This window comes from Roseovarius gahaiensis (genome assembly GCF_011601345.1).
Lineage (GTDB): Bacteria > Pseudomonadota > Alphaproteobacteria > Rhodobacterales > Rhodobacteraceae > Roseovarius > Roseovarius gahaiensis.
The window spans coordinates 1-8382 of sequence record NZ_JAAORB010000067.1; the positions used below are offsets into that span (position 1 = coordinate 1).

Here is an 8382-nt window from a genome sequence, read left to right on the forward strand (position 1 = left end):
CTTGGCCATCTCCATCAGGCTGTCCCACAGCCTGTCACCATTGATCCGAAGGTTCTCGCCGGGTGCGGCCATGATCATTTCTCCCTGATGAAAGTTTGTTGCATTGCGCCCTAGCATGCGCATATCTTCGAAAAGGACAACCGGTTCTAATCGCCGCCTGTCACAATGATCCGCCAGCAGGCTTGGCCACCCCAATAGCCGGTCATTTTTGAATGATCATACCGGTCCGGTTTTCAATGTCATTTGACACATTTGGCAGAAAATACGTTTCCCGCTTGGCCACTCGCCCGCCAAAGACCCGAAATCATTCAGCCAGCGATCCGTCTGACGCGTGACGCGCCGCCAAACGGGCAAGCCGATCCGCCACCCCCGGATCCGGCTCACAGCTGCGGCGGGTTTCAAGATTGACATGTATCAACAGCTGATCGCAGGTGGCCAGAACCGCGCCATCCGCCGCGCGGATCATCCGATGCACACAGCGCAGTTTCTTGCCCTGCCCTTCGGTAACGCGGGTTTGCACCTGCACCCGTTCCCCGGCATAGCTTTCGGCAAGGTATTTGGTGCCGGTCTCAACGGTGAAATAGCTAAGGCCCGATGCGATGTAATCCTCACCCGCGCCGATATGATCCAGCACAGCATCGGCGGCATCCGAAAATATCTGGCCGTAGCGGCCTTCGTTCATATGGCCGTTCACATCCGTCCAATCCGACGGGATCACCCGGTTTTTACTGACCAGCGGCACCTGATCCGGCAACGGTTGGCGGATCGTCTGTTGATGCGCATTGACCAAGGCCCCGCTGGCCGCGTCTTGCTGACGCAAGGCGCGCATCATGGCGATCAGGTTGGCATCGCGTGTGCGCTCCAGCTCTCGGATCGACAGGTGGCCTGATTGCGCGTCGGACTGGTGTGCGATCTTGTCGATCAGCGCGTCGGTAAGGTCCGGCACGTCCATCAGTTTGGTCCACGGCCATTTCAACGCCGGGCCGAATTGCCCCAGAAAATGCCGCATGCCAGCCTCGCCCCCGGCGATGCGGTAGGTCTCGAACAGGCCCATCTGGCCCCAGCGCAGACCAAAGGCATAGCGGATCGCGTTGTCGATCTCTTCGGTCGTGGCGATATCGTCATTGACCAGCCATAGCGCCTCGCGCCAGACCGCTTCCAACAAGCGATCCGCGATATGGGCGTCGATTTCCTTGGAAACATGCAGCGGATACATCCCCAATGCGGTCAGCCATGTTTTGCAGCGGTCAACCGATGCCGGGTCTGTGACTGGCGACGGCACCAATTCCACCAAGGGCAGCAGGTAGACCGGGTTGAACGGATGCGTGACCATGATGCGCGACGGATCAGCCGCGCCCTGCTGAAGCTGCGAGGGTGTGAACCCCGAGGTGGACGAGCCGACCAGTGCGTCGGGATTGGCGGCCTGAACCTCGGCGATGACCTGATGTTTCAAGTCCAGCCGTTCGCTGACGCTTTCCTGCACCCAATCGGCCCCGTTCACTGCATCGGCAATAGAGCTGTGCAGGCTAAGCGTCCCTTCGTCCGGCAAGGCGAAATCGTACAGCATCGGCAGGGCATGGCGGGCGTTGTCCAACACCGCAGCCAGCCGCGCCTCGGCGCTTGGGTCTGGATCGAACACCCGCACGTTCCAGCCATTCAGCAAAAACCGCGCGGCCCAACCGCCGCCGATAACGCCGCCACCAATGATCGCTGCCGTTTTGGTCATATCAGTGCCTCCTGTCAGCGCGGGATCAGGGCGCTGGTTTGGTATCCGTTGAACTCAAGTATGTCGCGGGCGGCGGTGACCCTGTCCTCGCCGCCGGTGGCGGCGCGGTCCAACACCCAACCGAAGCCTCCGTCGGGGGTGCCGATGGCAGCCGTGCGATAATCGGCATCGACCCAGACCACCCATATCTGCCAGTCGGCCCCGCCCGTGCGTCGCAGCGACCAGCGGTTCGGCCCCAGAGGGGTGGCCGGATACAGACGGCGGCGGATGTCGCATGCGCCGCCGTCCTTGCAAACCCGGCGTGTCAGGGCAAAGGCCTCTGGCCCATCTGGGCGGTATGTGACAGCGATCAGGGCGGCGTCGCCGGGGGTTGCGGCCCGCACATGCCATTCCCCAGACAGACGCGCGGCATCTTGGCGGGTGGTGACCGACAGCGGCTGATCGGTGTCGCGATAGTTTGGCGCGGGCGCGTCGGCGCACGCCGTCAGCAGGCTCAGCCCGATCAAAACGGTGGCAATGCGACTCATCGGTTGATCCTTTTCTGCAAGGTGCTGTCACACTGCACGATGGCCCGGCCAAAGGCATAGCCCAATCGGGCCTGCGCGCTTATCCGATGGGGGCCTGTTTGGTCAGGCCCAGTTTCTGCCGCACTTCTTGGGGGCCGATCACCCGCGCGCCGAGGTTTTCGATGATCCCCACCGCGCGGTCGACCAGTTGCCAGTTTTCCGCCAGAACGCCGCGATCCAGCATCAGGTTGTCTTCCAGCCCGACGCGCACATGCCCGCCCGCCAGCACCGACGCCGCCACGTAGGGCATCTGGTTGCGGCCCAGCGAAAAGGCCGAGAAGGTCCAGTCGGGCGGCACGTTATTGACCATCGCCATGAAGGTATTCAGATCATCCGGCGCGCCCCATGGCACGCCCATACACAATTGCACCAAAGCGTCGGGGGCAAGGATGCCATCGGCCACAAGCTGCTTAGCATACCAAAGGTGGCCGGTGTCAAACGCCTCGATCTCGGGTTTGACGCCAAGGGCGGTGATCATCCGGCCCATCGCTTGCAACATGCCGGGGGTGTTGGTCATGACATAGTCGGATTCGGCAAAATTCATGGTGCCGCAGTCCAGCGTGCAGATTTCTGGCAGGCATTCGGCGACATGCGCCAGACGTTCGGTGGCGCCCGCCATGTCGGTGCCATCGGGATTGACCGGCAGCGGCTGCTCGACCCCGCCAAAGGTCATGTCACCGCCCATCCCCGCCGTCAGGTTCAGCACAACATCAACCTCCGCGGCGCGGATCAGGTCGGTGACCTCACGAAACAGCCGCAGATCACGCGAGGGCGCGCCGGTTTCAGGGTCGCGCACGTGGCAATGCACGATAGCGGCGCCGGCCTTGGCCGCCGCGATGGCGCTGTCGGCGATTTGCTGCGGTGAGCGCGGCACATGCGGGCTGCGATCCTGCGTCGCGCCGGACCCTGTGACAGCGCAGGTGATAAAAACATCGCGGGTCATGGACAGCGGCATGGGGGCCTCCTTTGGCTGGGATGTGGTCATACTATCGCGGTGGTGACGGGGCATGTCTTGCTGTATCAGACAATTATCATGCCGAACTGGACAATTCCCGGATCAAACCCCGTGCGCATCGGCCTTTTGGTCTTTGATGCGTTTTCAAACCTGTGTCTGGCCAATTGTCTTGAGCCGTTGCGCGCCGCCAACACCTTGGCGCGCAAGCCGGCGTTTGACTGGCAGATCCTGACCTGTGATGGCGCGCCGTCACTGTCGTCAAGCGGGTTGCAGGTGGTCCCCGATGCGGCGCTGCGCGACATCGGCCCGCTGGACTATTTGTTGGTTCTGGCAGGCTACACCCACGAGACGCATGACACCCCCGCCACGCGCCGCGCGCTGCGCAATGCTGCGGCCAAGGCGGGGACGGTTGTGGGCCTTGATGCCGGGCCGTGGCTGCTGGCCTCGGCCGGGGTGCTGACAGGGCGTCGCGCCACGATCCATTGGGATTTGTTGGATGCCTTCCGCGACACATTTCCAGACATCGAGGTGGAACAGGCCCGCGTCCTTCGGGATGGCCGAAGGTGGAGTTGCGCCGGGGCCATGTCGGCGCTGGATCTGACAATGGGGCTGATTGCCGATCATCTGGGCCTGTCGATCCGGCTGGAAGCCGAAGCGCTGTTCATTCAGGGCGACCTGCCGCTTGACGCGGCGCATGGGCGGCAGGCGGTCAGTGATCCGTTGGTGCGGCAGGCCTTGGCGCTGATGCGTGACAACGTGGAAACCCCGATGCCGCTGAGCGCGGTGGCGCGTGCGCTGTCGTGCCAACCCCGCACATTGGACCGCAGGTTTCGCGCCCGGCTGGGCGCGCCACCCGGTGTGGTCTACCGCGATCTGCGGCTGGCTGCGGCACAGCGATTGCTGGAAACAACGACGCTCAGCGTCGCGGAAACCGCCATGCGCTGTGGTTATGACAGCCCCGCCGCCCTAAGCCGCGCCGTGCGGCGACGCTATGGGATGACGCCATCAGAATTGCGCGGCGGCAGCTAAGCGCGGCTTGTTCCCCCGGTCATAACGCGGCATGATCGCCCGCATGACAGACCAGTCCGAATTTCCCAAGCTGCGCATGCGCCTGCACTTTTCACCCGACGGGATGTTGGGGCCGGGCAAGGCCGAGTTACTGGAACGAATCGCCCGCACCGGATCGATCGCCGCCGCCGGTCGCGAGATGGGCATGAGTTATAAACGCGCTTGGCAACTGGTGGACACGATGAACGCCATGTTCCGCGCCCCTGTCGTCGAAAGCACCCGCGGCGGGGCCAAGGGCGGCGGGGCGGTTGTAACCGAGACAGGCCAGACCGTGCTGGCCGAGTTCCGTGCACTGGAAAAGACCACCCAGAAGTCCGGGGCGGCGCATATTGTAAGGTTGCAAAGCCTGCTGCACGATATTCCCAACGGGAAATAACGCTTGCATTTCCGCCGCTGCGCCCGTTATTTCCGATAGACAATATCGCCTTTTGGAGAAAATTGCATGGGTCTGCTACCCGCCTTGCGTATCATTGGATGGGCTTTGGCCTTATCGGTCTGCGCCCCGTTTGCGGTCCAAGCCGGTGACGTTACGGTATTTGCCGCGTCCAGCATGACCAACGCCATGGCCGAGATCGAACAGGGGTTCGAGGAAGACACCGGGCATGATCTGTCGGTGTCGCTGGCCGGGTCGTCGGCCTTGGCGCGGCAAATTCAGCAAGGCGCGCCCGCGGATGTGTTCATCTCCGCCAATCCCGGTTGGATGGACAGGCTGGAGGCTGCCGGCCTGCTGGACCCCGACACACGATTTGACCTGCTGGGAAATCGTATCGTGCTGATCGCCCATGACGCCGAGGCCAAACCGGTCGCGCTAACCCCCGATCTTGATCTGGCCAGCCTTCTGGCGGGCGGCAAGCTGGCGATGGCGTCGGTGGAGGCCGTCCCGGCCGGGATATACGGCAAGGCCGCGCTCACGCATCTGAACCTTTGGACCGGGGTCGCCACGCAAGTGGTGCAAACCAAGAACGTCAGGGCTGCGTTGGGGTTGGTCTCGTTGGGTGAAGCGCCTTACGGGATCGTCTACGCCACCGATGCTGCCGCCGATGACCGCGTGCGCGTTATCGGACATTTCCCACAAGACAGCCACCCGCCGATTGTCTACCCCGCCGCAGGTATCGCTGGTCGCGACACCAAGGCTGCGGCCGATTTCATCACCTTCCTGCAAGGCCCCAAGGCGCGCGCCGCGTTCGCGCGACAGGGCTTTGTGGTGATCGCGGACTAAGCGCGCATGGATTGGCTGACCGCAACCGAATGGACCGCCGTGCGCCTGTCGCTGCGCGTGGCGTTCTGGGCGACCTTGTTCAGCATGCCGTTGGGCATTTTTGTGGCCTATGCGCTGGCGCGTTGGCGGTTTCCCGGACGACAGGCGCTTAATATTCTTGTGCACCTTCCGCTGATCATGCCGCCGGTGGTCACCGGCTATTTGCTGTTGCTGGCCTTTGGCACCCAAGGCCCGGTAGGCGGGTTTCTTGAGGCGCAGTTTGGCGTGACTTTCGCCTTTCGCTGGACCGGCGCGGTGTTGGCCGCCGGTGTCATGGCGTTTCCCTTCATGGTGCGGGCCGTGCGCCTGTCGATCGAGGCGGTGGACCCGAAACTTGAACAGGCCGCAGCAACGCTTGGTGCCTCGCGCGTGTGGGTTTTCATGACAGTGACCTTGCCCCTGATCCTACCCGGTATCATCGCCGGCATGGTCCTGACCTTCGCCAAGGGCATGGGCGAGTTCGGCGCGACGATTACCTTTGTGTCGAACATTCCCGGCCAGACACAGACCATCCCGCTGGCGATTGACCTGCTGCTGGAAACACCGGGCGGCGAAACCCGCGCGGCCCGCCTTGCCATTTTGTCCATTGTCTTGGCCGCCGGGGCGCTGGCCCTGTCAGAATGGCTGTCGCGGCGCGTGGCCGACAAGGTGGCGCGCGCATGACGGTCTCGGTTCGCCTTAAACACCGATTGGGGCACTTCACGCTGAATGCCGATTTTGAGGTGCCACCGGGGCTGACCGTGCTCTATGGGCGTTCGGGATCGGGCAAGACTACGGTGATCAACGCGGTCGCCGGGCTGTTGCGCCCCGATGACGGGCATGTCGTGGTCAAGGGCCGAACCTTGCTGGACAGCGCGCAAGGCGTGAACCTGCCCCCGCATCGCCGCGGCCTGGGCTACATCTTTCAGGAGGAGCGGCTATTTCCGCACCTAAGCGTGCGTCAGAACCTGAAATTCAGCCGCTGGTTTCGCAAAGCCACACGCAGCGACTTTGATCACGTGGTCGAGATGCTGGGCATCGGGCACCTGTTGGATCGGCAACCCGGTGCCCTGTCAGGCGGCGAAAAACAGCGGGTGGCCATCGGGCGCGCGCTTTTGGGAGACCCCAGCCTTATTCTGGCCGATGAGCCACTGGCCGCACTGGATGACGACCGCAAGGCCGAGATTCTTCCGTATTTCGAACGCCTGCGCGACGAACTGTCCGTGCCGATTTTGTATGTCAGCCATTCCGCCGCCGAGGTGGCGCGGCTGGCCACAACCGTTGTCGCCTTGCAAGACGGGCGCGTCGCGGCGCAAGGCCCCGCTGCGGATGTGCTGGGTGATCCCACGGTGACACCCTTGGGCACACGGGCCGCAGGGGCCGTTCTGGCGGCGCGGGTGGTGGCGCATCACGAGGACGGGCTGAGCGAGTTGGACGCGGGCGGCATACCCCTATTCCTGCCACGGGTGCCGCATGGCATCGGGCAACCGATCCGCATTCGCATCGCCGCACAAGAGGTGGTGCTGTCACGCGACGCTCCCCACGGCCTGTCGGCGCTGAATATCCTGCCGGGCACCATTGAACACCTACGCGCCGGGGCTGGTCCGGGGGCGATTGCGTCCCTGTCCACCCCGGCAGGGCGCCTATTGGCGCGGGTGACGCAACGCTCGGCCAAGGCGATGGAACTGGCCGAGGGCGCGACCTGTTATGCGATTGTCAAAACCGTGGCCATCGCCCCCGAGGATATCGGCGGCGGCGCGGCCTAGTGCTCTGCGCCTGACACAAGTTTCCCAAATCGCCTCTGGTGTCCATCCGCCGTCCGGCGAAGGTGCGAGCGTCAGCTATGCGCAGGTAAAGGACGGTGCAAACTTGCAAACTGTGATCGCCGTTCGTGACGTGCTCAGTCCACAGCGGCCGTTGGCCAACGTTTCCGCTGCCGCGCGGCAATCACCAGACCGGTCATTCGTTCTTCGTGCAGCATTTTCGAGGGTCGGATGAGTACAGTTGTTAACAAACGGGCCCGTTGTCGCGCACCCGTATTCAGTCGCATTCATCTGCCTGATACGCCAGTATCTTCCACGTTTTGATCGCGCGAATTCTGGTGCAACACCCGAACATCGCGCAGCGTGTCTGTGACCATGGCGGTCATGAGACCAAACATCAGAAAACCATTCGACCCGGTCATGCCGCCCAACAGCCGTTGCTCTTGCGGTACAACCACATCACCAAGACCCAAAGTCGTGTAGGCGACCAACGAATAGTAGACGGCCTCCTCCAAGGTGCTGAAAGCGCCGATTTGTCTGAAAACGATCGCCCATAGCCAAACGCCGAAAGTTATCATGAACATTGTCGAACAGACCACCATCAATATGATAACCAGAGATTTCACCTGACGTGGAGGGCGGCGCAGCCACGGTTCCATCCATAAGAGAATCGCGTTCAGGGCCCACCACAGCGAGGCGCCTACCACCAAGGAGACAAGCGTGATGGCAGACCCAAGCAGCAATTGGTCAAACATTATTCGCCAATCCTTTTTCCCATCATTCGTAAAGGCGTACATCGTCTCGATCGACGCGCAAGTTCTGCTGTTTGGAATAGCCTTGCATCATTTGGGGCTGCGGTGAAACCTGATTCATGTTGGCTCAAGCGCGGCAAGACGCCCGCCGCTGGTTGAGGTTGACGGAATGTCCCGAAAGGGCTGACGTCACGATGATGGCTTCGGCGGGTTTCTTCACGCCAACTTCCGGTCGCCGTGACGGTCCCGCGCGGGGGCGTCCTAAGCATCGGCATCCTGCTGACGATCTGGTTTGCGGTGGGCGGCGTCGACGGG

General features: G+C 62.6%; 9 protein-coding genes. 5 read left to right on the plus strand and 4 right to left on the minus strand.

Going from position 1 to position 8382, the window contains the following annotated elements; all coding sequences use genetic code 11:
• Positions 1 to 304 precede the first annotated feature (304 nt).
• The 3 genes from HAT86_RS16460 to HAT86_RS16470 form a co-directional block, all read right to left on the minus strand.
• A complete protein-coding gene (locus HAT86_RS16460) occupies positions 305 to 1726 on the minus strand; it encodes a carnitine 3-dehydrogenase (RefSeq protein WP_167200455.1) in 1422 nt (473 codons plus the stop codon).
• Between the two features lie 14 nt (positions 1727 to 1740).
• The gene (locus HAT86_RS16465) at positions 1741 to 2253 is read right to left on the minus strand and encodes a lipocalin family protein (protein WP_167200458.1); all 513 of its coding nucleotides are present in this window, start codon (positions 2251 to 2253) and stop codon (positions 1741 to 1743) included.
• Positions 2254 to 2332: 79 nt separating this feature from the next.
• The gene (locus HAT86_RS16470; protein ID WP_167200461.1) at positions 2333 to 3247 is read right to left on the minus strand and encodes a BKACE family enzyme; all 915 of its coding nucleotides are present in this window, start codon (positions 3245 to 3247) and stop codon (positions 2333 to 2335) included.
• Between the two features lie 78 nt (positions 3248 to 3325).
• Here HAT86_RS16470 and HAT86_RS16475 point away from each other — a divergent pair, with 78 nt between their 5' ends.
• The 5 genes from HAT86_RS16475 to modC all read left to right on the plus strand — a co-directional run bounded on the left by HAT86_RS16475 (position 3326) and on the right by modC (position 7318).
• A complete protein-coding gene (locus HAT86_RS16475) occupies positions 3326 to 4276 on the plus strand; it encodes a GlxA family transcriptional regulator (RefSeq protein WP_167200464.1) in 951 nt (316 codons plus the stop codon).
• 43 nt (positions 4277 to 4319) lie between these two features.
• Positions 4320 to 4691 carry a winged helix-turn-helix domain-containing protein gene (locus HAT86_RS16480; protein ID WP_167200467.1) on the plus strand — a complete coding sequence of 124 codons (372 nt, stop codon included), beginning with the start codon at positions 4320 to 4322 and terminating at the stop codon, positions 4689 to 4691.
• A gap of 66 nt (positions 4692 to 4757) precedes the next feature.
• Positions 4758 to 5534, plus strand: a complete 777-nt coding sequence (modA, locus tag HAT86_RS16485) for a molybdate ABC transporter substrate-binding protein (RefSeq protein ID WP_167200470.1) — start codon at positions 4758 to 4760, stop codon at positions 5532 to 5534.
• A 6-nt stretch (positions 5535 to 5540) separates the two neighbouring features.
• Positions 5541 to 6236 carry a molybdate ABC transporter permease subunit gene (gene modB, locus HAT86_RS16490; RefSeq protein ID WP_167200473.1) on the plus strand — a complete coding sequence of 232 codons (696 nt, stop codon included), beginning with the start codon at positions 5541 to 5543 and terminating at the stop codon, positions 6234 to 6236.
• Positions 6233 to 7318 (plus strand): molybdenum ABC transporter ATP-binding protein, encoded by a 1086-nt coding sequence (gene modC / locus HAT86_RS16495; protein ID WP_167200476.1) that lies wholly within the window; start codon positions 6233 to 6235, stop codon positions 7316 to 7318. The genes modB and modC overlap by 4 nt, the downstream gene beginning before the upstream one ends.
• A gap of 284 nt (positions 7319 to 7602) precedes the next feature.
• Here modC and HAT86_RS16500 read toward each other — a convergent pair whose 3' ends face one another.
• Positions 7603 to 8070 carry a two pore domain potassium channel family protein gene (locus HAT86_RS16500; RefSeq protein WP_167200479.1) on the minus strand — a complete coding sequence of 156 codons (468 nt, stop codon included), beginning with the start codon at positions 8068 to 8070 and terminating at the stop codon, positions 7603 to 7605.
• Between the last annotated feature and the right edge of the window lie 312 nt (positions 8071 to 8382).